This is a genomic window from Mangrovibacter phragmitis, assembly GCF_040429585.1.
GTDB classification, from domain to species: domain Bacteria; phylum Pseudomonadota; class Gammaproteobacteria; order Enterobacterales; family Enterobacteriaceae; genus Mangrovibacter; species Mangrovibacter phragmitis.
Genome location: NZ_CP134782.1, coordinates 3,274,973 through 3,298,475, shown reverse-complemented (window position 1 = coordinate 3,298,475; position 23,503 = coordinate 3,274,973). Strand labels below are relative to the sequence as shown.

The window sequence follows — 23,503 nt, the reverse complement described above, 5'->3', positions numbered from 1 at the left end:
ACTACACATGGCAGTTTCCTTCCCGGATGTCATTGCCGTGGTTCCGGCTGCGGGTATCGGCAGCCGGATGCAGGCAGAATGTCCCAAACAATACCTTCGTATCGGCAACAAGACGATTCTGGAGCACGCTGTTGACCGCGTGTTACAGCACCCACGGGTTTCAAAAGCCATTATCGCTATCAGCCCGGCAGACCAGTGGTTTAAACATTTACCCCTTGCCAGCCACCCGCAAATAGAAGTGGTTTGTGGCGGCGACCAGCGAGCAGACTCAGTGCTGGCAGGGTTGAATGCCGCCGGGAATGCTGGCTGGGCACTGGTGCACGATGCCGCGCGCCCTTGCCTTCACGCCGATGATCTTAACCGCTTGCTGGCCCTGACACAGACCAGCAAGGTGGGCGGTATTCTGGCAGCGCCGGTGCGCGATACCATGAAACGCGCAGAGCCCGGCATGCAGGTCATTGCCCACACCGTTGAGCGCCAGGCTCTCTGGCATGCGCTGACACCCCAACTTTTTCCCCTTGAACTGTTACGCAACAGTTTGCAACGCGCCCTGCGTGAAGGGGTGGCTATCACTGATGAAGCCTCTGCGCTGGAGTATTGCGGTTACCATCCTGAACTGGTGGATGGCCGGGCTGATAACATTAAAGTTACCCGCCCGGAAGACCTCAGTCTGGCGGCTTTTTATCTTTCTCGCTTAACCCCTGAGGAGAATACCTGATGCGGATTGGACACGGTTTTGACGTACACGCGTTTGGCGGCGAAGGCCCGATTATTATCGGCGGCGTTCGCATTCCTTATGAAAAAGGTTTACTGGCTCACTCCGACGGCGATGTGGCACTGCATGCGCTAACGGATGCCCTGCTCGGTGCAGCAGCACTGGGTGATATCGGAAAATTATTTCCGGACACCGATCCGGCCTTTAAAGGCGCGGACAGCCGGGCGCTGCTGCGTGAAGCCTGGCGTCGCATCCAGGCAAAAGGTTTTTCTTTGGGTAATGTGGATATCACTTTGATAGCACAGGCACCCAAAATGGCTCCCCACATTCCACAAATGCGCGTGTTTATCGCGGAAGACTTGGGATGCCACATGGATGACGTTAATGTGAAAGCGACCACCACAGAAAAACTGGGTTTTACTGGCCGTGGTGAAGGCATTGCCTGTGAAGCAGTGGCATTGTTAATCAGGGTAGAAAAATGAGTGAGATAATGGCACCACTGTGCTGGCGTTATGGTAAACCCGCGGGTAACGGCACATTAAAAGCCAGCCCGGAAGACTTTGTGGTCATCGAAGACCTGGGGTTTGAGCCAGATGGCGAAGGTGAACACCTGTTAGTGCGCATCCGCAAAGAAGGCTGCAATACGCGCTTTGTCGCGGATGCACTGGCTAAATACCTAAAAGTACATGGGCGTGAAGTGAGTTTTGCCGGGCAAAAGGATAAGCATGCTGTTGCAGAGCAGTGGTTCTGCGTCCGTCTGCCAGGCAAAACAATGCCGGATTTGCGCGCCTTTGAGCTGGAAGGGTGTACGGTGCTTGAAGCCAGCCGTCATCGCCGTAAATTACGCACAGGTTATCTCAAAGGTAATCACTTCCGGGTAGTATTGCGAAATGTTACTAATCGTGAGGATGTCGAAACACGCCTGCAGGCCATCCGGCAAACAGGTGTACCTAATTACTTTGGTGCTCAGCGTTTCGGCATTAATGGCAGTAACCTGGAAATGGCGCGCCGCTGGTTCAGCCAGCAAACCCCACCCCGTGACCGAAATAAACGCAGTTTTGCCTTGTCAGCAGCCCGTAGTGCGTTATTTAATCAGGTTGCCAGCGAACGTCTGAAAAAACCAGAATTTAATCAGGTTGTTGAAGGAGACGCGCTACAATTAGCGGGAAGCGGAAGCTGGTTTGTTGCTACGGCTGATGAGTTAGCGGCCTTACAGCAGCGGGTAAATGAGGGCGATTTGTGGATCACCGCCACATTACCCGGCCGTGGGGACTGGGGGACTCAGGGGAGTGCGCTGGCGGCGGAACAGGCTGCGATTGCCAGTGAGCCGGATTTACAGGCGCTGTTGGTTCAGGAGCGTGTTGATGCCGCGCGCCGTGCTATTTTGCTGTTTCCTAAAGAATTACGCTGGGACTGGTGGGATGAGGCCACTGTCGCCCTGACTTTCTGGCTCCCGGCCGGAAGTTTTGCCACCAGTGTTGTAAGGGAACTGATTAACCAACCCGATGACTATGCGCATATTGCTGAGTAATGACGATGGCGTTCACGCGCCGGGGATCCAGGCACTGGCTAAAGCACTGCGGGAATTTGCCACTGTTCAGGTTGTTGCTCCTGACCGCAACCGGAGTGGGGCATCCAACTCTCTCACGCTGGAAACCCCACTTCGGGCGCTGAATTTGCCTGGTGGTGACATTGCTGTACAAATGGGCACACCAACTGACTGTGTTTATCTGGGGGTGAATGCGCTGATGCGTCCACGCCCGGATATCGTTGTTTCTGGCGTTAACGCCGGGCCGAACCTGGGCGATGATGTCATTTATTCGGGAACGGTTGCTGCTGCTATGGAAGGGCGCCATTTGGGGTTCCCGGCTCTGGCGGTATCACTCAATGGCCTCACGCACTATGAAACGGCGGCAAAAGTGACCTGCGCGATTTTGCGTGCGTTGACACAAGAACCGTTGCGCACCAGTCGCATCCTGAATATTAATGTACCAGACCTGCCCATTGAACAGATAAAAGGCATACGTATTACCCGCTGCGGCAGTCGCCATCCGGCAGACCAGGTCATTGTTCAGCAGGACCCGCGCGGTAACCCGGTTTACTGGATAGGTCCACCGGGGGAAAAATGCGATGCCGGGCCGGATACTGATTTCGCGGCAGTGGATGCAGGCTACGTTTCTGTCACGCCGTTACAGGTGGATTTAACGGCTTACAACGCGCATGATGTTGTTTCCGGGTGGTTATCCCGGGCAGGAGTGGAGAACCAATGGTAAGCAATCGCGTACAAACTCTTCTTAAGCAGTTACGTATGCAGGGTATCAGCGATGAGCATGTGCTCGAGGCTTTAGCCAGCGTACCCAGGGAGAAATTTGTCGATGAAGCGTTTGAACACAAAGCCTGGGATAACGTTGCTTTACCTATTGGTTCCGGTCAGACTATTTCGCAACCTTATATGGTTGCCCGCATGACAGAGTTGCTGGAGCTGTCGCCAGAGTCCCGCGTACTGGAAGTGGGGACAGGCTCCGGGTATCAAACAGCTATTCTGGCGCATCTGGTGCAGCATGTTTGTTCCGTTGAGCGCATTAAAAGCTTACAGTGGCATGCCAGGCGTCGTCTGAAACAACTTGATTTACATAATGTTTCAACACGACATGGCGATGGCTGGCAGGGTTGGCGTGCACGGGCACCTTTTGATGCCATTATCGTGACCGCCGCACCACCAGAAATACCCGTTGCGTTGCTTTCCCAGTTAGATGAAGGTGGCGTACTGGTTTTGCCGGTAGGTGATGAACAACAACTGCTTAAGCGGGTTCGTCGCCGGGGTGCAGATTTTGTTATCGAAACAATAGAAGCAGTACGCTTTGTACCGCTGGTAAAAGGTGAACTGTCCTGAATCCAGATTTATCCCCGTATTTTTTCCGCGGGGCGGGCGTATTGTAAGGCAGGCCGAAGTGTGGATGACCTCTACGGCTCTGATTTGACTGTTTTCTTATTTTTTGGGGGATAAATGAGCGCGGGAAGCCCACATTTCACCTTACGCCGTGTTGCGGCGCTTTCACTGGTTAGCCTGTGGCTTGCCGGTTGTTCCAGTAATAACCATAACCAGGCTCCGATCAGTTCCGTCAATGGTGGCGGCTCATCGTCTGCGCCCAGTACCAGTAGCGGGATGTTAATTACACCAAACACCTCTGCGCCGGTTCAACGACCGCAAATACAACCTGTACATCCGGTACAAACAAGACAGACTCACACCGTTGCAGTACAGCAGCCACCGTCACAGCCAGTGCGCACCGTGAATGGCAAAATTGTTTATGAACGCCATTATGATTCTATTCCCAAAGGCAGCTATTCCGGCCAAACCTATACCGTCAGACGTGGCGATACATTGTTCTATATTGCCTGGCTGACAGGGAACGATTTCCGGGACCTGGCGCAGCGTAATAATATTCCGGCTCCCTATGGATTGCATGTCGGGCAAACGCTGCAAGTGGGCAATGGTTCAGGCGCGCCAATTACTGGCGGTAATGCGATTACGACCGCAGATGCCAGTGCTCAGGGGCTGATAACTAAACCTGCACAAAATTCAGGCGCGGTGGTTGCAACGCAACCGACAATTACGTATTCTGAAAATTCAGGTGAACAAAGTGCTAACAAGATGTTGCCTGGTAACCGTCCGTCAACGGGTGCAGTAACAGCCACGACGACGACTACCGCGCCGGTTGTTAGTACTCCCGAACCGACTGTCAGCAGTACGTCAAGCAGTTCGCCGATTTCATCATGGCGCTGGCCTACTGATGGCAAGATTATCGAAAACTTTTCTGCTGCCGATGGCGGTAATAAAGGTATTGATATTGCAGGTTCGCGTGGCCAGGCTATCTATGCAACCGCCCCCGGGCGCGTTGTCTATGCCGGTAACGCACTGCGCGGTTACGGGAATCTTATCATTATAAAACATAACGATGATTACCTGAGTGCCTACGCTCATAACGATACTATGCTGGTTCGGGAGCAACAAGAAGTCAACGCGGGGCAGAAAATAGCTACTATGGGTAGCACCGGAACCAGTTCTACACGTTTGCATTTTGAAATTCGTTACAAGGGGAAATCCGTCAACCCGCTGCGTTATTTACCGCAGCGATAAACCGGCAAAGTACGTTGTAACAGGTGCTTTGCCCAGGGATCACGGGTAGGAGGCACCTTAAGATGAGTCAGAATACGCTGAAGGTTCATGAAGTAAGTGAAGATGCGGAATTTGATGAGAATGGAGCAGAGACCTTTGATGAAAAGGCCTTTGTGGAAGAGGAACCCGGTGATACAGAGCTGGCAGAGGAAGAGTTGTTGTCGCAAGGTGCCACTCAACGTGTGCTCGATGCAACACAGCTCTATCTTGGTGAGATTGGTTACTCACCCCTGCTGACTGCTGAAGAAGAGGTGCATTTCGCACGCCGGGCATTGCGTGGTGATGTAGCTTCGCGCCGTCGGATGATAGAAAGTAACCTTCGTCTGGTGGTGAAAATAGCGCGGCGTTATGGCAACCGAGGTCTGGCATTGCTGGATCTCATTGAGGAAGGAAACCTCGGCCTGATCCGCGCAGTTGAGAAATTCGATCCGGAAAGAGGGTTCCGTTTCTCAACTTATGCAACCTGGTGGATCCGTCAAACTATCGAACGTGCGATCATGAATCAAACGCGTACGATTCGTTTGCCAATCCATATTGTTAAAGAGCTGAACGTCTATCTGCGCACAGCCCGTGAACTTTCTCATAAGCTGGATCATGAGCCCAGCGCAGAAGAAATAGCGGAACAACTGGATAAACCGGTAGATGACGTCAGCCGTATGTTGCGGCTCAACGAACGCATCACCTCAGTGGATACCCCATTGGGTGGTGATTCGGAAAAAGCGTTGCTTGATATCCTGGCCGATGAAAAAGACAACGGCCCGGAAGACACCACACAAGATGATGATATGAAACACAGCATCGTGAAGTGGTTGTTTGAACTCAATGCGAAGCAACGTGAAGTGCTGGCGCGCCGTTTTGGTTTGCTGGGCTATGAAGCTGCCACACTGGAAGATGTTGGCCATGAAATTGGTTTGACACGCGAGCGTGTACGCCAGATTCAGGTTGAAGGCCTGCGTCGCCTCAGGGAGATCCTGCAAACACAGGGTCTGAATATTGAGGCTCTGTTCCAGGAATAATACTTTTTCCGCCGAAAAAGCCAGTCGTATGACTGGCTTTTTTTATGTCTGAGCGTTGCCGTCCGGCTCCAGCATTTTTTCAATCATTGCGTTAAATGCCTGCTGTTCTTGCGGGTTTAGCCGGGTTAAAAACGCCTGGTCCACAGTCGTTGCTCTGGACTGGCTGAGGGTGAGCAGTGCCTGCCCGTCCGGTGTCAGTGAAACAAACCGCCGCCGTTTATCCGCCAGGTCGCAAGCCCGGCTGACCCAGCCTTTTTTCTCCATCCTGCTCAACATTTCTGCCAGTGTCGCCTTGGTACACACAGCCGCTTCAGTCAGGCGCGCCTGCTCAATACCCGGATGTTCCGCCACTGCCCGCAACACTGAATACTGCGGCTTGGTCAGTTCGGGAAAAGTATGTTGCCACCTGGCTGTATGTTGCTGAAATAGCAGGCGTAAAAGGTGAAATGTTTCCTGGTGTAAATGCATCCTGAACCCATTTGGCATGAAGATAAAAACATCCGTCGATATCATACCTGCAATTTTTCACCTGGCTCATATTTTTACACAGGTGAACGTTTTGTGCGCTTTTGACGCGATCGCTGTGCTTTACGTTGTTCTTCTTTGGCGCGATATATTACTTTATCCATAATGTTCGTGTGCGAACAATGTATTGTTAACAGGAGACGCATATGGCGTTTGATGATTTGCGCAGCTTTTTACGTGCGCTGGATGAACAAGGGCAGTTACTGAAAATTGAAGAGCAAGTGATGCCGGAACCGGATATTGCTGCTGCCGCTAACGCAACCGGGCGTATTGGTGAAGGTGCCCCAGCGCTGTGGTTTGATAATATTGCGGGTTTTACAGATGCCCGTGTAGTTATGAATACTATTGGCTCCTGGCAGAACCATGCTATTTCTATTGGTATGCCGCCAAACACCCCGCTTAAACAACAGGTAGATGAATTCATTCGCCGCTGGGACACATTCCCGGTAGCCCCGGAACGCCGCGATAACCCGCCCTGGGCTGAAAACAGCGTAGACGGAGAAGACATCAATCTGTTTGATATTCTGCCGTTATTTCGCCTGAATGATGGTGACGGCGGGTTCTACCTGGATAAAGCCTGCGTTGTTTCGCGCGATCCACAGGACCCGGAACACTTTGGTAAACAAAACGTTGGTATTTACCGGATGGAAGTAAAAGGCAAGCGTAAGCTGGGCCTGCAACCGGTACCGATGCATGATATAGCCCTGCATTTACATAAAGCCGAAGAACGTGGTGAAGACCTGCCTGTTGCCATTACACTGGGTAACGACCCGGTGATTACCCTGATGGGGGCAACGCCACTTAAATATGACCAGTCTGAATATGAAATGGCTGGCGCATTGCGTGAGTCGCCATACCCAATCGCCACTGCACCACTGACAGGTTTTGATGTGCCCTGGGGATCAGAAGTGATTCTGGAAGGTGTAATTGAAGGGCGCAAACGGGAAATCGAAGGCCCGTTTGGTGAGTTTACCGGCCACTATTCCGGTGGGCGCAACATGACCGTAGTGCGCATTGATAAAGTATCTTACCGTACCAAACCGATTTTTGAATCTCTCTATCTGGGGATGCCGTGGACCGAAATTGACTACCTGATCGGCCCGGCAACCTGCGTGCCACTGTACCAGCAACTGAAAGCGGAATTCCCTGAAGTGCAGGCGGTTAACGCCATGTACACCCATGGTTTGCTCGCCATCATCTCCACCAAAAAACGTTATGGTGGATTTGCCAGAGCGGTTGGCCTGCGGGCGATGACAACGCCACATGGTCTGGGTTACGTAAAAATGGTGATTATGGTGGACGAAGACGTTGATCCGTTCGATCTGCCACAGGTGATGTGGGCGCTCTCATCCAAAGTGAATGCGGCAGGCGATCTGGTGCAGCTACCGAATATGTCAGTACTGGAATTGGATCCGGGCTCAAGCCCTGCGGGGATCACCGACAAGCTTATCATTGATGCCACCACTCCGGTTGCACCGGATAACCGCGGCCATTACAGCCAGCCAGTAAAAGATTTACCAGAAACGGCACTGTGGGTTGAAAAACTGACTGCCATGCTGGCTAACCGGAAAAAAGGAGAAGCGCTATGATTTGTCCACGTTGTGCTGATGAACATATTGAAGTGCTGGCAACATCACCGGTAAAAGGTGTCTGGACAGTGCACCAGTGCCAGCATTGCCTGTACACCTGGCGGGATACAGAACCGCTGCGCCGCACCAGCCGGGAGCATTACCCCGAGGCGTTTATGATGACCCAGGCCGATATTGATAATGCGCCGCAGGTACCCACTATTCCGCCTTTGTTGCCGGAAGGCCAGCGTTAATTACCTGGCCTGAGTGGTAATATAAAACGCCCCAAATGGGGCGTTTGAGTCTGATGACAAACCTCATGTCCGCACAGAACGAGAGGATGTCACCCAATAAAAAACCAGGAAAATCAATTTATTGATTTTTGGCTGCTAACTAAAAAGAAGGAAAAACCACGCTTTTTCCTTCTTTTTCATCAATCTGAAACGCCCCGTCCGGGGCGTTTTTTACAGCGTTAAACCAATGACTTCAGCCGGTAGATCCACTCCAGCGCCTGGCGAGGCGTCAGGCTGTCCGGGTCGAGATTTTCCAGCGCTTCAACCGCCGGACTGGATTCTTCTGAGGCAGCCAGCAACGACATCTGCGTGCCGTCGACCTGGCTTGCTGCTGCATTACCCGACAGACTTTCCAGTTCTCGGAGCTTCTGGCGTGCGCGTTTAATCACATCTTTCGGTACGCCAGCCAGTGCCGCAACCGCCAGCCCATAACTCTTGCTCGCCGCACCATCCTGCACGCTGTGCATAAACGCGATGGTGTCACCGTGCTCAAGGGCATCGAGATGCACGTTGGCAACCCCTTCCATTTTTTCTGGCAGCGTTGTCAGCTCAAAATAGTGGGTGGCGAATAGCGTCAGCGCTTTAATGCGGTTCGCGAGGTTTTCAGCACAGGCCCAGGCCAGAGACAGTCCATCATAAGTTGAAGTACCCCGGCCAATTTCATCCATCAGCACCAGGCTTTGCGCAGTGGCGTTATGCAGAATGTTGGCGGTTTCTGTCATTTCAACCATGAAAGTAGAGCGCCCTGAAGCCAGGTCATCCGCCGCACCAACACGCGTGAAAATGCGGTCGACCGGGCCAATTTCTGCGCTTTCTGCCGGCACAAAGCTGCCAATATAAGCCATCAGCACAATCAGAGCGGCCTGGCGCATATAGGTACTTTTACCGCCCATGTTCGGGCCGGTAATAATAAGCATCCGCCGTTGTGGCGACAGATTCAGTGGGTTGGCAATAAACGGGTCACTTAATACTTGCTCCACTACCGGGTGGCGACCGCCCTGTATTGCTATACCGGGTTTATCGGTAAGTGTCGGGCAGACATAGTTATAGCGCAGGGCCCGTTCAGCCAGGTTTGCCAGCACATCCAGCTCCGCCAGCGCCGCCGCGCTGTTTTGCAGTGCTTCAAGGTGTGGTAGCAATTTGTCGAACAGTTCATCGTAGAGCTGTTTTTCCAGCGCCAGCGCTTTCCCTTTGGAGGTGAGTACTTTGTCTTCGTACTCTTTCAGTTCAGGAATAATATAGCGCTCAGCGTTTTTCAGGGTCTGGCGGCGCACATAGTTAATTGGCACCATGTGGCTCTGCCCACGGCTTACCTGAATATAGTAGCCATGCACAGCATTAAACCCGACTTTCAGGGTGTCAATACCCAGTTTTTCTCGCTCGCGGATTTCCAGTTTGTCGAGGTAATCCGTTGCACCATCTGCCAGTGCGCGCCATTCATCCAGCTCTTCATGGTAACCTGGAGCAATAACACCACCGTCACGTACCAGCACTGGCGGGCTTTCAATAATGGCGCGCTCCAGTAACTCGCGCAGTTCGCTAAATTCGCCACAGGTTTCACGCAGGCGCTGAACGGCAGGCGCATCCACTTCCGCCAGCACATCGCGCAGTAGTGGCAGTTGCTGGAAAGCATGGCGCATTCTTGCCAGGTCGCGCGGGCGGGCCGTGCGCAGCGCAAGGCGGGCCAGAATACGCTCCAGATCACCGACCTGGCGCAAAATGGGCTGTAGCTCGCTGGTTAAATCTTGTAATGCACTGATAGCCTGTTGGCGGCGGCTCAGCACACTGGTGTCGCGCACCGGCATATGCAGCCAGCGTTTTAGCATGCGGCTGCCCATTGGTGTAACGGTGCCATCCAGCACGGCGGCAACCGTGTTGTCGGTCCCGCCTGCCAGGTTGAGGGTGATTTCCAGGTTACGGCGCGTGGCGGCATCCATAATAATGCCATCCTGCTGGCGCTCCATGGTGATACCACGGATATGGGGCAGTGCAGTGCGCTGAGTGTCTTTCACATACTGCAACAGGCAACCTGCGGCGCACAGGCCACGGTGTGCCTGTTCCACGCCAAAGCCAGTTAAATCGCGGGTGCCGAATTGCAGATTCAGTTGCTGGCGAGCGGTATCAATTTCAAATTCCCATAACGGGCGGCGGCGCAACCCCCGGCGGTGTTCAACCAGGCGCATATCGGCAAAATCTTCCGCATAGAGTAATTCTGCCGGATTAGTGCGCTGCAGTTCGGCAGCCATATCTTCCGCATCTTCCGGCTCAGAAAGGCGAAACCGGCCAGAGCTGATATCCAGCGTGGCATAGCCAAAACCTTTGCTGTCCTGCCAGATAGCCGCCAGCAAGTTATCCTGCCGCTCTTGTAGTAAAGCTTCATCACTGATGGTTCCTGGCGTGACGATACGCACCACTTTGCGCTCCACCGGGCCTTTAGTGGTTGCCGGGTCGCCAATTTGTTCACAAATAGCGACAGATTCACCAAGGTTAACCAGCTTTGCCAGGTAGTTTTCGACCGCATGATGCGGCACTCCCGCCATGGGGATAGGTTCCCCTGCGGAAGCTCCGCGTTTGGTCAGGGAAATATCCAGTAACTGGGAAGCCCGTTTGGCGTCGTCGTAAAACAACTCGTAAAAATCGCCCATCCGGTAAAACAGCAAGATCTCCGGATGCTGTGCCTTCAGGCGCAGGTACTGCTGCATCATTGGGGTGTGGGCGTCGAAATTCTCTAGTGTGCTCATCAGTTTGTGATGTCCATTTTCTTAAATTTTAATGAGTTAGTGATGTTTGTTGTTCTCATTGAGTTTCACTTTGTCTCATTGGATCTCATGAATCGGGTTGTTCTGTTCATGCATGCGTGGTGAGCATGATAACGGAGTCTTTATGGCAGGAAAACAAGTGGCAAGGTGACTGGCGTAATAGCGTCTCGCTCACCGCAATAAAACTGCTTTGCTTCCTTTTTCGTAAGATATCCTGGATGGTTCGCTTATGCTCTTGAACAAGGCATTGAGTGCGCCCTTGAGTTACTTGAGTTAATTCGCCTGGAAATGTTGGTATAATGTTCGTTCGATGACTGTCTGCCCAAATTCTGCTTTCAGGAGTAACGATGAGCAACAACAAAAAAACTCAGGCAAGCTACGCTAAGCCGTCTCGTGCCGACATTGTTCGCTCAGTAGTAACGTCTACGGCTGTTGAAACTGGGCAGTCCTCTGCGAAGATTGAAGCTTCCCTTGAAGCGACGCGCAAAAAATTTGCTCATTTACGTCTTGCGGTTTAATTCCTTCTTAATACTTCCCTGACCCAGTGTCTCATTGGCTCGTAGTCCATTGATAAGCCTGAATGAATAGCCGAGATATACTGGGTTTTGTTTTGCTCCCAACTTTTATAATCCAGCGGTTTGTATCCTCCCTGAACGGCCATCACGTCGGCTAATAGTCGCGACAGGCGCCCGTTTCCCTCTCTGAATGGATGGATAAGTATCAGCTCGACATGGGTGATGGCGACAGCGGCGATGAGTTGTTCTTCGTCCATGCCGCTACACTTGGCTTTCATCGTATTTAACACGAGCATTTTCAATATCCTGTAAATGCTCGATTGCCCATTCGAACACTGCGGAAAAAGGTTTCTGCAGGGTTCGGCCTAGGTCAGTTATAGAGTATTCAACTGCAACGGGGGAAGTGGCTAAAACTCTGCGGGTAATCAGTCCATTACGCTGAAGCCGTCTAAGTGCTTGCGTTAGCGCTTTATGAGTGATGCCTTCTAAGCGTCTCATCATCTCATTGAAACGGGTGGGGCGTTCTTCGAGGATGGTGAGGATCATTACCGACCATTTATTGGCGACCTGATCGAAGAACGATCTGGCGGCACAGTCTGCGAAAAACATATCGCTAACTCCGAATTCTGATCCACGCGGCATCCAGGTATCCTTATGTATATCTACGCGATTAAAGGTGCGTAATTGACAGTAAATATATAATGGATATCTTCATGTATCAACATGATACATATAGGGTGGATATCCAGATGGTGCAACTCTCTCACCGCAGACTTTCAGGTGATTTTGCTAATGCAGCAGAGGCAACTCAGGGCTCCGGGGCCCAGCCTGCTTTGGCTCAGGACATGCAGACAGCACGGCTTTTCAGTACTGATTCGGGGAATGGGCGTGCGCTGATTCTTCTACACGGTTGGGTGGCGGATTCCCATGACTGGAGCTGGCAGATCCCCGAGCTTGAGCAGCATTACCGCGTGATTGCGGTCGATCTTCGTGGACATGGGCGCTCAGAAGTTATGCCCTCTGGTGCTTATACGCCAGATCACTACGCCGCGGATATCATCTCGCTTATCCAGAAAGCATTGCCGGGACAAAAAGCGGTTCTGATTGGACATTCTATGGGGGGGCAGATCGCTGCACGGATTGCTTCGGAAAGACCTGATCTTGTCGACGCAGTCATTTCGGTGGACGGCAGCCTTGGGTTTGATCAATCTTTTGCGCCGCTATTCCAGCAAACGGCAGAACGTTTACAACGTGAAGATCCCGCATCCGTTACATCCGAAATGATCCAGAATTTCTATGATGCCGCGACCCCGGCTGCATTTAAGACCTGGCATTCACGGCGCATGTTTGGTATGCCTGAAGCACCATTCCGCGAATCCTTTGGCCCGCTGTTTGTTGGTCCAGAGCAGGTGGGGGTAGGTCAGGGTAGCGAAGCATTGCTGCGGTCCCTGAATATTCCTTTTTACCACATGTGCCGTTATGTTGAGCAGGCTATAGCGATGCGGCCATGGTTCTCACATCCCAAATCAAAAGTAGACGTTTGGGAACATGCCAGTCACTGGATAATGAAAGACCGACCTGATGACGTAAACGCTGCGATTATTGACTGGCTTAATAAACTTTAGTCATTTTACCGCAGTACATGAACTCAGAGGGGCTGGTCTTCTGGCAGCGCGAGGCGACGCTGGTACTGTAATACTGGCATCAGCTACTGAGAACAACAGGTGATGCTGGCCGGGCGAGGTATAGACTTTCATACCCTCGCGATAGTATGGAAACCTTGTTGCCCCATCACCCGTTTTAGGCTGATGCTTTCTATAACAAGATGCTTTATGTTGGTCAAACTTATCCTTCAGGGCATCACCATGATAACAGTAGAGAAATCAGATCCATTTTCTTCAGAATCCTGTCGCCTAATCGAATTGCTATCAGCAGAGCTTGCCGCTATTACTGGTGATAACGGAAAAAGCAATTTCACCGTTGACGCAATGAGTGATGACAAGGCCTTATGGGCATTAGCAAAGAATTCTCAAGGCAACGCTATTGGGTGCGGTGCTATACGGCCATTAACGCAAAATATAGCCGAGCTTAAAAGAATGTTTTCAGACCGAAGTGTGCCTGGGGTTGGCTGCGCTTTACTCAAATTTCTTGAAAAATCTGCAAAAGAGATGGGATATACCGAACTTAGGCTGGAAACCCGACACATCAACTATCGGGCTGTAAATTTCTACAAGAAAAACGGCTATATCCGTATTGCGAATTACGGTCCATATATAGGTAGGACAGAAGCTGTCTGTTTCTCAAAGGCATTGCGCTGAATATATTAATCGGATCTGACGTCCACGCCTGGCACACAGCAGTCATTTTGATTCTTCTTTCACATCTCAATCCCTGGACAATCCCGCCAGCTTTACACCAAATCAGGAAACCGGCATCACCCGACGGAAAAGACGGTGCCCAGTCTGAAACACCTGATGAATCCTCCGTGCCAGGGGCATTGTCCTCGACCCATCATGCTGTACTCAACATAATGGATCTTATGTGGCGGTGGTCGCTATGTTCATTTTTGTTGTTAGCTTTTACCCGTAGCGCGGTTGAAAGTAATCAATACAACATACATAGACGGGGGAAGAGTATTATAACATGTAGACCAGTGCTGGCAGTTTAGTGTACTTGTCCGAAGAGGTATCAGTATTTGATATCTCTTCGGAGCATTAAAAATGAAACTCGTGAAATGAGGTGATAAAAATTACAGAGGTAGTGTTTCTATTTCTGATTACATCCTGCGCTAAACAGTCAGTATCACGCTCCCCGTTGTGCGCCCAGCTTCAAGGTCTGCATGTGCCTCAGCGGCATGAGTCAGTGGATATTGTGCCCCGACAGGGTTTATAAGTCCGTTCTGAAGGGCCGATATAAGGTCTCTCGCTCCCTGCGCGTAAAGTTCTGCGTCATCAGCATAAGCCATTGAGCTTGGCCTCATGAGTGCGATTGAGCGGGCGAATCCCAGTTCTTCAACGCGGACCGGAGGAATGGGGCCAGCCGGTTGGCCCAGACTTGCCGCCGTGCCAAACGGGCGTACCACGCTGAGCGTGGTAGAGAGCGTGCTTCCGCCTATCCCATCAATGGCAAGATGTACGCCACGACCATCAGAAATTTCACGTACCTTATCTGCCCATGCAGTGTCTGTATGAAGGAGAACCTCTTTTGCTCCTGCTGCCTGCGCAATTTTAACTTTATCCGCAGAGCCCGTTGTGCCGATGACGCGTGCGCCTTTCATTGTTGCCCAGCGTGTAACAATCTGGCCAAGCCCCCCGGCAGCAGAATGTACCAGAATCCAGTCGCCCTCTTTGACATCTCTGACTTTATGAAGAAGCATATGTGCGGTAAGTCCGCGTAACATAGCGCTTCCGGCTGTTCTTATATCGATATTCTGGGGAATTCTGACAAGGCGACTGGCCGGGATATTTCTTATTTCGGCATAGGCTCCCATCGGGCTGCCGGTATAGGCCACCCTGTCACCCGGAGCAAAGCCCCGGACGTTATGTCCGGCCGCTGTCACTATGCCGCTCCCTTCAAAGCCGGGTATAGCAGGCGAAGAGGGCAGAGGATAAAGGCCTGAACGATAGTAAATATCAACAAAATTAACGCCTATCACTTCATGCCGGATCTGAACTTCATCAGGGCTGGGGTCTTTGATTTCTATTTCAGTGGCGTGGAGTACTTCAGGTCCGCCTGGCTGGCTGATAATGATTGCGGTTGGCATATACTGTCCTCACTATTAAGTGAGAAAATTATAAAGTTGTTCACATGGAGAAAAATACGGGTATAAAAGCTCTATGTATGTGCGGATATGCACAAGGTGGAAATGGATGGACTGGCAGGATTTAAATTGTTTTCTCGCGCTGGCGCGTAAAGGGTCCATGTCAGCCGCGGCTAAAGAACTTAATGTGGATCACGCAACTGTAAGCCGCCGTATAGCGGCGCTGGAAACTGCGCTCGGGCTTCGCCTTACCGAACGTTTACCCCGGCAAACCAGCCTTACTGAACAGGGAAAAGTGATTGCCTCGGTAGCGAATGAAATGAACAGGATCGCAGACCGGATTCATATACAGGCAAAATCGTTATCAACTTTACCTGCGTTTAGTTTAAGGATCAGTGCATCTCCTGCTGTGGCTGCACAGCTGATTGCGCCTGCTATAGCAGGTTTCACTCAACGCCATCCTGACATCGCGCTCTCGTTGGCAGGCGAATCACATCATGCTCAACTGAATAAAGGAGAAGCGGATATAGCCGTACGTCTGACGAGACCTGATGACCCCGGTTTGCTGGTCCGCCGGATTGGTACAATGCATTTTGGCCTTTATGCTTCCCGTTCCTGGCTGGAAACTCCACCTGAAGACTGGGTATTCATCGCTTATGAGCGCTCTCTTGAACATGTTACGCAGCAAAACTGGCTGGAATCACTGCTGGAAGGAAGGCGTGTCATATTCAGGGCAAGCGATCTGATGGCACAGCAACAGGCCGCAAGAAGCGGCCTGGGTCTCGTCACGTTACCCTGCTTTATGGGAGATGCTGACAGTTCCCTGGTAAAACTGGCCGTCAATTCGCGCCCTCCTGTCAGAGATATCTGGCTGGTCGCTTATCCGGAGTTAAGACGTGATCCTTCAGCAACTGTCGTCATGGAGTTTCTTGCCGCCACCATCAGTAATGTATGTCCGTCAGACTGAATATCCCGGAATGATCCTACCCACCATTAGTGGACATGCAACTAAGCGAGTAAACTCCCTGCTTCCAACGTTTTGATAAAAAATAATATATGGAATGGTTGATTACGAAAATAGCAAGAGTCAGAAGCATGCATTCTTGTTATGTATTAGCTATCCAGGCATGAATTAATAGTGATTGAAAGAAATGATGAGGTGGCGAAAATCCGGCATTGAGAATTAATTCTTCAGTTTTTTCAGGGGGCAATAGAAGCAACCTTTTTCGTAGCAAAGTTTTGAGATCCTCAAGCATTGGTATGTTTGGGCTGGAGATTGCCTGGAGCGCTGCCCAACCAGACAATTGTTCGTCGAAATTACCCGTTGTGGTATCTCCCGCGATTTCGGCCACAATCAATCTGCCGCGAGTCTTTAATCTCTTTTTTATTTCACAGTAGATGCCTCCCCGGTCACTCTTCTGGATAAAATGCGTTACCAGCAGGCACAATACTGCGTCATAAGCCACATTGTCCGGTATATTATCAAGATATCCTTCTATTAAAGTGCAACGGTCTTTTATCTCAGCTTGTTCCAGTTTACTGGCGCATACTTCCAGCATATCGGGAGAGGGATCCACCCCAGTGAAGTGCCAGCCATGGTTTTTGACTGCGTGGTAAATAATTTCGTTACCAGTTCCCACACCGACACAAAGTATACGTGCATCAGCGGGGAGATCACGCAGCAGCAACGCGACCAGGAAATGTAAGTTGTCGTTAATCGCGCTGAAACGTGAATTATTGGCATCATACTGGCGGGAGAATTCACTGTTAAAAATGTCATTGGTATTCATATGTACCTGTCATTTACTTATGTGGATTCAGTATTTGTTGTGCTTCATGCTTCATCACATGAGTACGAATAGCGGCCTGAAAAACTTTAAACAATAAGCCATTAATAAAGGTGGTGATGGTCAGTACGATAAAAGCTGTCATTATCCAGTCGAACAGGCCGACGCTGCTGTGTAAAAGAATCGGGTGGTAGATCAACATACCGGCCGCAACCATCCAGTGGCTCATGCAGTAAAAACAGCTGAACAGATGCCCTAATAAGCCATTTTTTCTGGCCGCCAATGCGCGTAGCGACGCGAAAAGTTCGGTTTGCGTAATTGTCATAGACAAGCTGGCAGATGACAGGGCAATCATCAGGCATACTGAAAAATCTGAAGATAATACAGAGAGCATTGTTGGTTCCTTACAGGTCTGTGATGGCAATTTTCCTGTTTGCAGGCGATGCGATCCTTCATGTAACTTATAAAATCACATGATATTCGTTGTTGTCAATCTTATGTATCATTGTAAGATACATAAGTGTCATTAAAGAGAAGAGTCGATATGCGTCAGGACAACAAACTTTCCCGCACACTGCATGTGTTACTGCATATGGCGCGGCACGATAAAGTCTATACCTCAGAACAAATCGCCATGATGCTTGGGACGAACAGTGCTGTTGTAAGGCGGACTCTGGCCGGATTACGCGAGGCGGGGTTTGTCACATCGGTAAAAGGCCATCACGGTGGCTGGCGTATTGCTGTTGCTATGCGGGATATCAGTCTGCTTGATATCTACAACGCTGTCGGGGTTAAGCAGCTTTTCGCCATCGGCGGAGGGGATGAACATCCGGAATGTGCCGTAGAAGCGGCGGTAAATCAGGCTCTGGGTAATGTGCTGGAAGAGGCTGAACAGGCACTCCTGTTACGTTTTTCTGAAATTAGCCTGCAAGACTTAAGTGAAAGGTTCGAGAAGCATTTCCCTGGAGGTACTGGAACTAAATAGCTTCGCAAAATAATAGGCCTCTGGGGGGAACTCAGTCCGAATTGAGCTATCTGTTCAATCGCCAAAAATCGCCAACCGGTCAGGGCGATACTCACCATAGCCGCAATTCCTGATGAAGAACGATAACTCATGCGTAAAGAAGCCCAATAAAACCATGATGAAAATTATGCCCGACGCTCTGTCGCCATATTGATACTGCACTGGGGAATGGCCGTCAGCGATCTTGCCAGGCTACTTTGTGCTGTGCGTTCATCTGTCGGAAGATGGATAAACTGGGGTTGTGATGTCCATTTTCTTGAATCTTAATGCGTTTGTGGTTTTATTTTTGTTGTTACGAGCTACCCGGACGCACCGACAACAGGAAGGATAAATCTGGGCATTGAACTATCTCCATCTGTTTACACTATTAACCCAGCTAACCCAGCAGTTTCATTTCCAGCGCCCGGCTCATAGCCTGAGTGCGGCTGTTGACTTTGAGCTTGGCGTAGATGTTCTTGAGGTGCCATTTCACTGTCTCCACAGAAATAGTCAGGGAGCGGGCAATTTCTTTGTTCATCTGGCCGTCGGCTATCAATTGCAATACCTGAAGTTCGCGTTCACTGAGCTCCCAACGAACATTATGGCTTTCACTTTGTTCTTCCTGCACACCCGTGCCAACCCCGCGACCGTATGCTGCTTCTCCCGCTTTGCATGTAAAAGAGGATTCGTTCATACAGGTAAGCAAAGGTTGCAATGCATCCCCAACATCAAGAAAGATGCGCTTCAGATTCTGTTGTTCAGCTAATTGCAGAACAGGCTGAAATATAGTGCAGGCATCTGCGCTTTTGCCACTGTTCCACAAAGCTAACGACCAGAGCGTACGCAGGCGCGCCGCAGTTAACCAGTCGCCCCGATTTTCCTGATCACTAACCAGTTCAGCCAGTAGAATGCAGGCTTGAGGCGCCTGGTCTGTAGCCAGAAGAAGGCGGCTGCGGCTGAGGGTTGCATACTGAACGATAGTTCGTTGGCACGGGTGTTCCGCATCAATACTGAAGTTGGTGACCAGTTGTTCAAGTTGCCGTTGCAGTTGCTCAGCACCCGCAAAATCTTCACGCTGCAGCCGCACCCTGACTTGTTCTGCTAACAATATAGCCTGTAACCGTTGCCATCCACGAGACACGGCAAGTCGTTGCGCATGCTCCAGCAACCGCTCTGCTTCATACGGCATATTGCCATTTAAGGCCTGACGCGCAAGACAGGTATAGCAACGGCATAGCGCGTCGGGTGGACTGAACCGATCGATAAATTCGAGCCTGTCAGTTAACAGATTATCGAGTGAGTCAAGACTCTTGCATTCGTAAGCAATCTCCGCCAGCAGTGGCGCCAGTGTCGCACCACTGGTCGATTGGGTACCGGTATAACGTTCCGCCTGTCGCAATGCTTTCTCTGCATACCACCCGGCTTTTTCCAGATCACCCTGACAAAGGTGGCACTGGGCAATGATAAAAGCGCGGTAAACCGAGACAAACAGATTGTCTAAAGGGCTTTCTGGACAGGGCATATGCTGTTGAACCTCCAGAGCTTCGGTATAGCGCTGGTTAACAACATGGCAATAGCTAAGAATATTACATATCAGACCATCAACCCAGGTATCTCCACAAGGCACTTCGGCCAGCAATGGCTGAACAATAGCCAGACTCTCTGGGATGTTCTCGGCAAAGGCCTCGCAAATTGCACGCACAACACGCAATTTGTGCCAGGTGCTGCGGGGTAAATCATCACGGTGATTAACGACTATCTGTTCCAGATTATCAAGCAACTGCCTTGATTCATCAAAATGGAAATAATGTGCCAGACCCCAGGCAAGGTTAATTTGAAGGTCAATGCGTGAAGGATCCGAACTGGCAGGTAAGTGATGCATCCAGGAAACAAGCGTTTCTATATCACCTTCTTCTGCCAGTGACTGAGCGCTTGCGCCATCCTGCCTGGAGCTATGAACTGGCTTTCCCGCTTTGAGTGCATGGCGTATCGCCTCAGACCACAGCCTCTGTTCGGCAAACCAACGGCTGGCCAGTTCATGCAACTGTGTGAGGTTAATTTCGTTGTTCTGCTGCAGCATTGCCCGAAGGTTTTCCTGCAACAGAGGGTGGTAGCGAAACCAACAGCCTTGTTCATCAAGGGCTGACAAAAAAAGGTTGTGTCGCTCAATCCATGCCAGCATCGCTTTACTATCATTACGTCCCGTAACTGCATTACATAATCCGGCATTTAACCGACTGAGGAATGACGTTTTCAGCAGGAAATCGAGCACCTCCTCCGGAAGCGGATCAAGCACCACCTCTTTCAGATAACGGGCAATGGATCGTGTTCCTCCACGGATATTGCGCAGCAGATGCTCTGGATCATTTTGCAATTCAGCAGACAATGAAGCGATTTTCATGCCTGCGATCCAACCCTCTGTCGCGGCCTGTAGCCGCTGCGCATGTTGGTTGCTGAGTGGCACTGCAACCGTCCGGTGAAAATAGTTCTTCGTTTCTTCGAGCGAGAATTGCAGGTCTCTGTCATAGATTTCCACCAACTGGTCCTGTGCCTGTAACTGGCTTAGAGAAAGGCTTGGGTGGAAACGGCTACCAATTATCAGATGTAAGGCAGCAGGGGCATGCCTGAGTAAATAACCCAGGGCTTCATATACACCAGGGTCATTAATCACATGAAAGTCATCGATAATCAGATACAGGTCGTGCGGACAAGTGTGTAACTGGTTAATCAGCCCGGCCAACAGCCGCTGGGAGCTGGAGAGCATCTGTTCTTCTATGTCGCGCCAGAAATCGACGTCCCAGTTTGCATCGAGTGGGCGCAATGCTTCCAGCAGATAAGGAATAAACTGCCATACGTCATCATCGTCCTCATCAAGGCTAAGCCAGGCAACACGTTCACCCTGAGCGATCATTTGCTGATGCCATTGCGCCAATAGTGTGGTTTTACCAAACCCGGCACCTGCACAAACAACGCCCAGTCGGCATAACTGAACTTGATTGAGAAGTTGAAGAAGTCGTGGGCGCTCCAGCAATTGTATAGAGGAGCGTGGCGGAACGAATTTGGTCAGGATTAGCGGCAAGCCTCTCGTCAGCCGCAATGGTCCCGAGACCAGTGAGGGTAATTGGCGACCTTCTAAATCCGATGGCTTCATCCGTGGCTGTCTACTCGCTTTGTTTTTTTTAATTGTATGTCAGAGCAAGGGATTACATGGAACAGCCCAATGTGATTGATGCACAAAATTTATAAAGTTTGACCTCAAGCATGAAAACCCCCTCCAACCCCCCCATGCAGGTGGCTTCTCACTCTCCCGTACCGCTCGTAGATTCATTGCATTGGTGTAGCCAGGGTGTATCTCCCTGCCCGGACGACCTTTATTGAGGAGAATTAAATGATGCTAAGCAAACAGGCTTTATTGCAGGCTTACCGCAAGATGCGGGAGATCAGGACATTTGAAGAGCGTTTGCATCAGGAAAATACCAGCGGTGATATCCCTGGCTTCATTCACCTTTATACTGGCGAGGAGGCTATAGCGGTAGGGGTCTGCGAAAATTTAACCAGCGCTGATTTCATTGGGTCAACACACCGTGGACATGGCCACTGTATTGCCAAAGGTTGTGATATTCACGGCATGATGGCCGAGATATTCGGTAAAGACAGCGGCTTGTGTCGGGGGAAGGGTGGGTCTATGCACATTGCCGATTTGTCGAAAGGTATGCTGGGCGCGAACGCTATTGTTGGTGGAGCCCCTCCGTTAGCCATTGGTGCAGCGCTGACGGCCAGGACTCTTAAAACCGGCAACGTCGGGGTCTCTTTTACTGGTGACGGTGGTTCTAATCAGGGGCTGGTTTTTGAAGCCATTAATATGGCAGTAGTGCTCCAGCTTCCAGCTATTTTTATTTTCGAGAACAATGGTTATGGGGAAGGGACCGGTCATGACTACGCCGTCGGGGGGCGTGACATCGCCAGGCGCGCCGCTGGCTTCGGTTTACCGGCAGTAACCGTTGATGGCACTGATTTCTTTGCCGTTTACGAGGCAACCTCAGAGGCGGTCAGGCGGGCACGCGAAGGAGGTGGCCCTGGCGTCATTGAGGCCAAAGCCTTCCGCTGGCATGGTCACTTTGAGGGCGATCCCGCGTTATACCGTGCTGAAGGTGAAGTTCAACGCCTGCGTGAAGAACATGATCCGCTGAAGATTTTCACAGCAAAGGTTAGTCAACATATCACCCAGGAAGAACTTGCGGTAATCGACGCGGAAGTTGAAGCGCTTGTTGACGATGCTGTGGCGAAAGCCCGCGTCGCTGCCTACCCAGCTCCAGAAGACCTGCTGACAGACGTTTACGTCTCATACTGAGGGGGATAACAATGACAATAAAAACCTATCGTGAAGCGGTCAAGGAAGCCCTGGCTCAGGAAATGGAACGCGACGAACGCGTAGTGCTAATTGGTGAAGATTTACGTGGTGGTCATGGCGGAAACGCGCCTGAAGAAGCGAGAATCGAAGCCTTTGGCGGTGTGCTCGGTGTAACTAAAGGGTTGTGGACGCAGTTCGGATCAGAGAGGGTAATAGACACACCAATTACAGAGTCGGCGATCATCGGTATGGCAGCCGGTGCCGCAGCCACTGGTCTGCGGCCAGTGGCGGAGTTGATGTTCATGGATTTTTTCGGCGTGAGCCACGATGCACTGTACAATCAGGCCGCCAAGTTCCGTTATATGTTTGGTGGTAAGGCCAGGGCACCACTGGTAATGCGAGGCATGATCGGTGCTGGTTTTTCTGCCGCAGCCCAGCATTCTCAGTCACCTTATAATATCTTTGCTACCACGCCGGGGTTGAAGGTGGTGGTGCCATCGACACCTTATGACGTCAAGGGGTTGTTGATCCAGTCAATTCGTGATGACGATCCGGTGGTATTCTGTGAGCATAAAATGCTTTACGACCTCAAGGGTGAAGTTCCGGACGAGATTTATACTATCCCGCTAGGTGTAGCTAATTATACCCGTGAAGGAGAGGACGTCACCATCATTGCGTTGTCAGCAATGGTGCATAAAGCAAACCAGGTTGCGGACAAACTGGCCAGCGAGGGGATCTCGGTTGAGGTGGTTGATCCACGTACTGTTTCGCCACTCGACGAGGAAGGTATTCTCGAATCAGTTGCTTCCACAGGGCGTGTAGTGATTGTCGACGAATCCGCAGCACGCTTCGGCTTTGCTCATGATGTCGCGGCACTGATTGCGTCCCAGGCATTCCATTTCCTCAAAGCACCAGTCATCCTGGTGACACCACCACATACTCCAGTCCCTTTCTCCCCTGCTCTCGAAAAACTCTGGATCCCTGGCGTTGAACGTATCGAAGCAGCCGTCCGTCAAGTACTGGAGGATTAA

General features: G+C 51.0%; 24 protein-coding genes and 2 pseudogenes. 17 read left to right on the top strand and 9 right to left on the bottom strand.

The window, feature by feature from the left end; all coding sequences use genetic code 11:
- Nucleotides 1-7 precede the first annotated feature (7 nt).
- The 5 genes from ispD to MPHASIOC01_RS15955 are packed head-to-tail and all read left to right on the top strand — an operon-like array spanning nucleotide 8 to nucleotide 3,608.
- A complete protein-coding gene (gene ispD / locus MPHASIOC01_RS15975; protein ID WP_064600995.1) occupies nucleotides 8-718 on the top strand; it encodes a 2-C-methyl-D-erythritol 4-phosphate cytidylyltransferase in 711 nt (236 codons plus the stop codon).
- Nucleotides 718-1,197 carry a 2-C-methyl-D-erythritol 2,4-cyclodiphosphate synthase gene (gene ispF, locus MPHASIOC01_RS15970; RefSeq protein WP_064600994.1) on the top strand — a complete coding sequence of 160 codons (480 nt, stop codon included), beginning with the start codon at nucleotides 718-720 and terminating at the stop codon, nucleotides 1,195-1,197. The genes ispD and ispF overlap by 1 nt, the downstream gene beginning before the upstream one ends.
- 8 nt (nucleotides 1,198-1,205) lie before the next feature.
- On the top strand, nucleotides 1,206-2,246 hold the full coding sequence (gene truD / locus MPHASIOC01_RS15965; RefSeq protein WP_353614948.1) for a tRNA pseudouridine(13) synthase TruD: 1,041 nt from the start codon (nucleotides 1,206-1,208) through the stop codon (nucleotides 2,244-2,246).
- Entirely contained in the window at nucleotides 2,227-2,988 is a 762-nt protein-coding gene (gene surE / locus MPHASIOC01_RS15960) for a 5'/3'-nucleotidase SurE (protein WP_353614947.1), read from the top strand. The genes truD and surE overlap by 20 nt, the downstream gene beginning before the upstream one ends.
- Nucleotides 2,982-3,608 carry a protein-L-isoaspartate(D-aspartate) O-methyltransferase gene (locus MPHASIOC01_RS15955; RefSeq protein WP_064600991.1) on the top strand — a complete coding sequence of 209 codons (627 nt, stop codon included), beginning with the start codon at nucleotides 2,982-2,984 and terminating at the stop codon, nucleotides 3,606-3,608. Before surE ends, MPHASIOC01_RS15955 begins: the two co-directional genes overlap by 7 nt.
- 71 nt (nucleotides 3,609-3,679) lie before the next feature.
- On the opposite strand, the gene MPHASIOC01_RS15950 is transcribed toward MPHASIOC01_RS15955, so the two are convergent.
- Nucleotides 3,680-3,874: a hypothetical protein gene (locus MPHASIOC01_RS15950; protein WP_231889231.1), complete on the bottom strand. Its 195-nt coding sequence runs from the start codon at nucleotides 3,872-3,874 to the stop codon at nucleotides 3,680-3,682.
- Between MPHASIOC01_RS15950 and nlpD the strand changes: the two genes are divergently transcribed.
- Nucleotides 3,783-4,856 carry a murein hydrolase activator NlpD gene (nlpD, locus tag MPHASIOC01_RS15945; protein WP_231889230.1) on the top strand — a complete coding sequence of 358 codons (1,074 nt, stop codon included), beginning with the start codon at nucleotides 3,783-3,785 and terminating at the stop codon, nucleotides 4,854-4,856. The two genes, MPHASIOC01_RS15950 and nlpD, sit on opposite strands and share 92 nt — an antisense overlap.
- A 62-nt stretch (nucleotides 4,857-4,918) precedes the next feature.
- The gene (rpoS, locus tag MPHASIOC01_RS15940) at nucleotides 4,919-5,911 is read left to right on the top strand and encodes an RNA polymerase sigma factor RpoS (RefSeq protein WP_064600988.1); all 993 of its coding nucleotides are present in this window, start codon (nucleotides 4,919-4,921) and stop codon (nucleotides 5,909-5,911) included.
- Nucleotides 5,912-5,953: 42 nt separating this feature from the next.
- On the opposite strand, the gene MPHASIOC01_RS15935 is transcribed toward rpoS, so the two are convergent.
- Nucleotides 5,954-6,379 (bottom strand): MarR family transcriptional regulator, encoded by a 426-nt coding sequence (locus tag MPHASIOC01_RS15935; protein WP_353612912.1) that lies wholly within the window; start codon nucleotides 6,377-6,379, stop codon nucleotides 5,954-5,956.
- A 203-nt stretch (nucleotides 6,380-6,582) separates the two neighbouring features.
- Here MPHASIOC01_RS15935 and MPHASIOC01_RS15930 point away from each other — a divergent pair, with 203 nt between their 5' ends.
- Both MPHASIOC01_RS15930 and MPHASIOC01_RS15925 read left to right on the top strand, forming a co-directional pair.
- Nucleotides 6,583-8,025 carry a non-oxidative hydroxyarylic acid decarboxylases subunit C gene (locus tag MPHASIOC01_RS15930; RefSeq protein ID WP_353612911.1) on the top strand — a complete coding sequence of 481 codons (1,443 nt, stop codon included), beginning with the start codon at nucleotides 6,583-6,585 and terminating at the stop codon, nucleotides 8,023-8,025.
- A complete protein-coding gene (locus MPHASIOC01_RS15925) occupies nucleotides 8,022-8,258 on the top strand; it encodes a non-oxidative hydroxyarylic acid decarboxylases subunit D (protein ID WP_064600984.1) in 237 nt (78 codons plus the stop codon). The genes MPHASIOC01_RS15930 and MPHASIOC01_RS15925 overlap by 4 nt, the downstream gene beginning before the upstream one ends.
- A gap of 218 nt (nucleotides 8,259-8,476) precedes the next feature.
- Here the strand turns inward: MPHASIOC01_RS15925 and mutS are convergent, their stop codons facing one another.
- The gene (gene mutS / locus MPHASIOC01_RS15920; RefSeq protein ID WP_353612910.1) at nucleotides 8,477-11,038 is read right to left on the bottom strand and encodes a DNA mismatch repair protein MutS; all 2,562 of its coding nucleotides are present in this window, start codon (nucleotides 11,036-11,038) and stop codon (nucleotides 8,477-8,479) included.
- A 365-nt stretch (nucleotides 11,039-11,403) separates the two neighbouring features.
- On the opposite strand from mutS, the gene MPHASIOC01_RS15915 reads away from it, so the two are divergent.
- A complete protein-coding gene (locus tag MPHASIOC01_RS15915) occupies nucleotides 11,404-11,574 on the top strand; it encodes a hypothetical protein (RefSeq protein ID WP_197499304.1) in 171 nt (56 codons plus the stop codon).
- On the opposite strand, the pseudogene MPHASIOC01_RS15910 reads toward MPHASIOC01_RS15915, so the two are convergent.
- Nucleotides 11,571-11,837: pseudogene (locus tag MPHASIOC01_RS15910) on the bottom strand (Fic family protein); the annotation flags it as partial. The gene MPHASIOC01_RS15915 and the pseudogene MPHASIOC01_RS15910 sit on opposite strands and share 4 nt — an antisense overlap.
- Entirely contained in the window at nucleotides 11,833-12,213 is a 381-nt protein-coding gene (locus tag MPHASIOC01_RS15905; RefSeq protein WP_156519115.1) for a helix-turn-helix domain-containing protein, read from the bottom strand. The pseudogene MPHASIOC01_RS15910 and the gene MPHASIOC01_RS15905, both read right to left, overlap by 5 nt.
- Nucleotides 12,214-12,284: 71 nt before the next feature.
- Here MPHASIOC01_RS15905 and MPHASIOC01_RS15900 point away from each other — a divergent pair, with 71 nt between their 5' ends.
- Together MPHASIOC01_RS15900 and MPHASIOC01_RS15895 are read left to right on the top strand one after the other, a co-directional pair.
- Complete coding sequence (locus tag MPHASIOC01_RS15900; RefSeq protein WP_197499303.1) at nucleotides 12,285-13,196, top strand: alpha/beta fold hydrolase; 912 nt, start codon at nucleotides 12,285-12,287, stop codon at nucleotides 13,194-13,196.
- 207 nt (nucleotides 13,197-13,403) lie between these two features.
- Nucleotides 13,404-13,889, top strand: coding sequence for a GNAT family N-acetyltransferase (locus MPHASIOC01_RS15895; RefSeq protein ID WP_064601036.1), 486 nt, complete (start codon nucleotides 13,404-13,406; stop codon nucleotides 13,887-13,889).
- 470 nt (nucleotides 13,890-14,359) lie between these two features.
- Here MPHASIOC01_RS15895 and MPHASIOC01_RS15890 read toward each other — a convergent pair whose 3' ends face one another.
- Nucleotides 14,360-15,334 (bottom strand): quinone oxidoreductase, encoded by a 975-nt coding sequence (locus MPHASIOC01_RS15890; RefSeq protein WP_064600973.1) that lies wholly within the window; start codon nucleotides 15,332-15,334, stop codon nucleotides 14,360-14,362.
- Nucleotides 15,335-15,440: 106 nt separating this feature from the next.
- Between MPHASIOC01_RS15890 and MPHASIOC01_RS15885 the strand changes: the two genes are divergently transcribed.
- Nucleotides 15,441-16,298: a LysR family transcriptional regulator gene (locus MPHASIOC01_RS15885; RefSeq protein WP_064600970.1), complete on the top strand. Its 858-nt coding sequence runs from the start codon at nucleotides 15,441-15,443 to the stop codon at nucleotides 16,296-16,298.
- Nucleotides 16,299-16,437: 139 nt separating this feature from the next.
- Here MPHASIOC01_RS15885 and MPHASIOC01_RS15880 read toward each other — a convergent pair whose 3' ends face one another.
- Together MPHASIOC01_RS15880 and MPHASIOC01_RS15875 are read right to left on the bottom strand one after the other, a co-directional pair.
- Complete coding sequence (locus MPHASIOC01_RS15880; RefSeq protein WP_064600968.1) at nucleotides 16,438-17,121, bottom strand: class I SAM-dependent methyltransferase; 684 nt, start codon at nucleotides 17,119-17,121, stop codon at nucleotides 16,438-16,440.
- Nucleotides 17,122-17,134: 13 nt separating this feature from the next.
- The gene (locus MPHASIOC01_RS15875) at nucleotides 17,135-17,512 is read right to left on the bottom strand and encodes a hypothetical protein (protein ID WP_064600967.1); all 378 of its coding nucleotides are present in this window, start codon (nucleotides 17,510-17,512) and stop codon (nucleotides 17,135-17,137) included.
- A 150-nt stretch (nucleotides 17,513-17,662) separates the two neighbouring features.
- Here MPHASIOC01_RS15875 and MPHASIOC01_RS15870 point away from each other — a divergent pair, with 150 nt between their 5' ends.
- Nucleotides 17,663-18,103, top strand: a complete 441-nt coding sequence (locus tag MPHASIOC01_RS15870) for an Rrf2 family transcriptional regulator (RefSeq protein ID WP_064600965.1) — start codon at nucleotides 17,663-17,665, stop codon at nucleotides 18,101-18,103.
- A gap of 129 nt (nucleotides 18,104-18,232) precedes the next feature.
- Nucleotides 18,233-18,379, top strand: a pseudogene (locus MPHASIOC01_RS15865) (IS630 family transposase); the annotation flags it as partial.
- Between the two features lie 139 nt (nucleotides 18,380-18,518).
- Here the strand turns inward: MPHASIOC01_RS15865 and MPHASIOC01_RS15860 are convergent.
- Nucleotides 18,519-21,272 (bottom strand): LuxR C-terminal-related transcriptional regulator, encoded by a 2,754-nt coding sequence (locus MPHASIOC01_RS15860; protein ID WP_353612909.1) that lies wholly within the window; start codon nucleotides 21,270-21,272, stop codon nucleotides 18,519-18,521.
- A 240-nt stretch (nucleotides 21,273-21,512) separates the two neighbouring features.
- Between MPHASIOC01_RS15860 and MPHASIOC01_RS15855 the strand changes: the two genes are divergently transcribed.
- Entirely contained in the window at nucleotides 21,513-22,472 is a 960-nt protein-coding gene (locus MPHASIOC01_RS15855) for a thiamine pyrophosphate-dependent dehydrogenase E1 component subunit alpha (protein WP_353614946.1), read from the top strand.
- Nucleotides 22,473-22,483: 11 nt separating this feature from the next.
- Nucleotides 22,484-23,503 (top strand): alpha-ketoacid dehydrogenase subunit beta, encoded by a 1,020-nt coding sequence (locus MPHASIOC01_RS15850; RefSeq protein WP_064600959.1) that lies wholly within the window; start codon nucleotides 22,484-22,486, stop codon nucleotides 23,501-23,503.

Coding starts and splice junctions, on each gene's coding strand:
- truD (WP_353614948.1), top strand. CDS start 1,206: ATGGCACCACTGTGCTGGCGTTATGGTAAACCCGCGGGTAACGGCACA.
- MPHASIOC01_RS15955 (WP_064600991.1), top strand. CDS start 2,982: ATGGTAAGCAATCGCGTACAAACTCTTCTTAAGCAGTTACGTATGCAG.
- MPHASIOC01_RS15875 (WP_064600967.1), bottom strand. CDS start 17,512: ATGCTCTCTGTATTATCTTCAGATTTTTCAGTATGCCTGATGATTGCC.
- mutS (WP_353612910.1), bottom strand. CDS start 11,038: ATGAGCACACTAGAGAATTTCGACGCCCACACCCCAATGATGCAGCAG.
- MPHASIOC01_RS15855 (WP_353614946.1), top strand. CDS start 21,513: ATGCTAAGCAAACAGGCTTTATTGCAGGCTTACCGCAAGATGCGGGAG.
- ispD (WP_064600995.1), top strand. CDS start 8: ATGGCAGTTTCCTTCCCGGATGTCATTGCCGTGGTTCCGGCTGCGGGT.
- MPHASIOC01_RS15915 (WP_197499304.1), top strand. CDS start 11,404: ATGAGCAACAACAAAAAAACTCAGGCAAGCTACGCTAAGCCGTCTCGT.
- MPHASIOC01_RS15870 (WP_064600965.1), top strand. CDS start 17,663: ATGCGTCAGGACAACAAACTTTCCCGCACACTGCATGTGTTACTGCAT.
- MPHASIOC01_RS15905 (WP_156519115.1), bottom strand. CDS start 12,213: ATGCCGCGTGGATCAGAATTCGGAGTTAGCGATATGTTTTTCGCAGAC.
- MPHASIOC01_RS15900 (WP_197499303.1), top strand. CDS start 12,285: ATGTATCAACATGATACATATAGGGTGGATATCCAGATGGTGCAACTC.
- MPHASIOC01_RS15880 (WP_064600968.1), bottom strand. CDS start 17,121: ATGAATACCAATGACATTTTTAACAGTGAATTCTCCCGCCAGTATGAT.
- surE (WP_353614947.1), top strand. CDS start 2,227: ATGCGCATATTGCTGAGTAATGACGATGGCGTTCACGCGCCGGGGATC.
- MPHASIOC01_RS15925 (WP_064600984.1), top strand. CDS start 8,022: ATGATTTGTCCACGTTGTGCTGATGAACATATTGAAGTGCTGGCAACA.
- MPHASIOC01_RS15930 (WP_353612911.1), top strand. CDS start 6,583: ATGGCGTTTGATGATTTGCGCAGCTTTTTACGTGCGCTGGATGAACAA.
- ispF (WP_064600994.1), top strand. CDS start 718: ATGCGGATTGGACACGGTTTTGACGTACACGCGTTTGGCGGCGAAGGC.
- MPHASIOC01_RS15860 (WP_353612909.1), bottom strand. CDS start 21,272: ATGAAGCCATCGGATTTAGAAGGTCGCCAATTACCCTCACTGGTCTCG.
- MPHASIOC01_RS15935 (WP_353612912.1), bottom strand. CDS start 6,379: ATGCATTTACACCAGGAAACATTTCACCTTTTACGCCTGCTATTTCAG.
- MPHASIOC01_RS15850 (WP_064600959.1), top strand. CDS start 22,484: ATGACAATAAAAACCTATCGTGAAGCGGTCAAGGAAGCCCTGGCTCAG.
- MPHASIOC01_RS15885 (WP_064600970.1), top strand. CDS start 15,441: ATGGACTGGCAGGATTTAAATTGTTTTCTCGCGCTGGCGCGTAAAGGG.
- rpoS (WP_064600988.1), top strand. CDS start 4,919: ATGAGTCAGAATACGCTGAAGGTTCATGAAGTAAGTGAAGATGCGGAA.
- MPHASIOC01_RS15895 (WP_064601036.1), top strand. CDS start 13,404: ATGTTGGTCAAACTTATCCTTCAGGGCATCACCATGATAACAGTAGAG.
- MPHASIOC01_RS15890 (WP_064600973.1), bottom strand. CDS start 15,334: ATGCCAACCGCAATCATTATCAGCCAGCCAGGCGGACCTGAAGTACTC.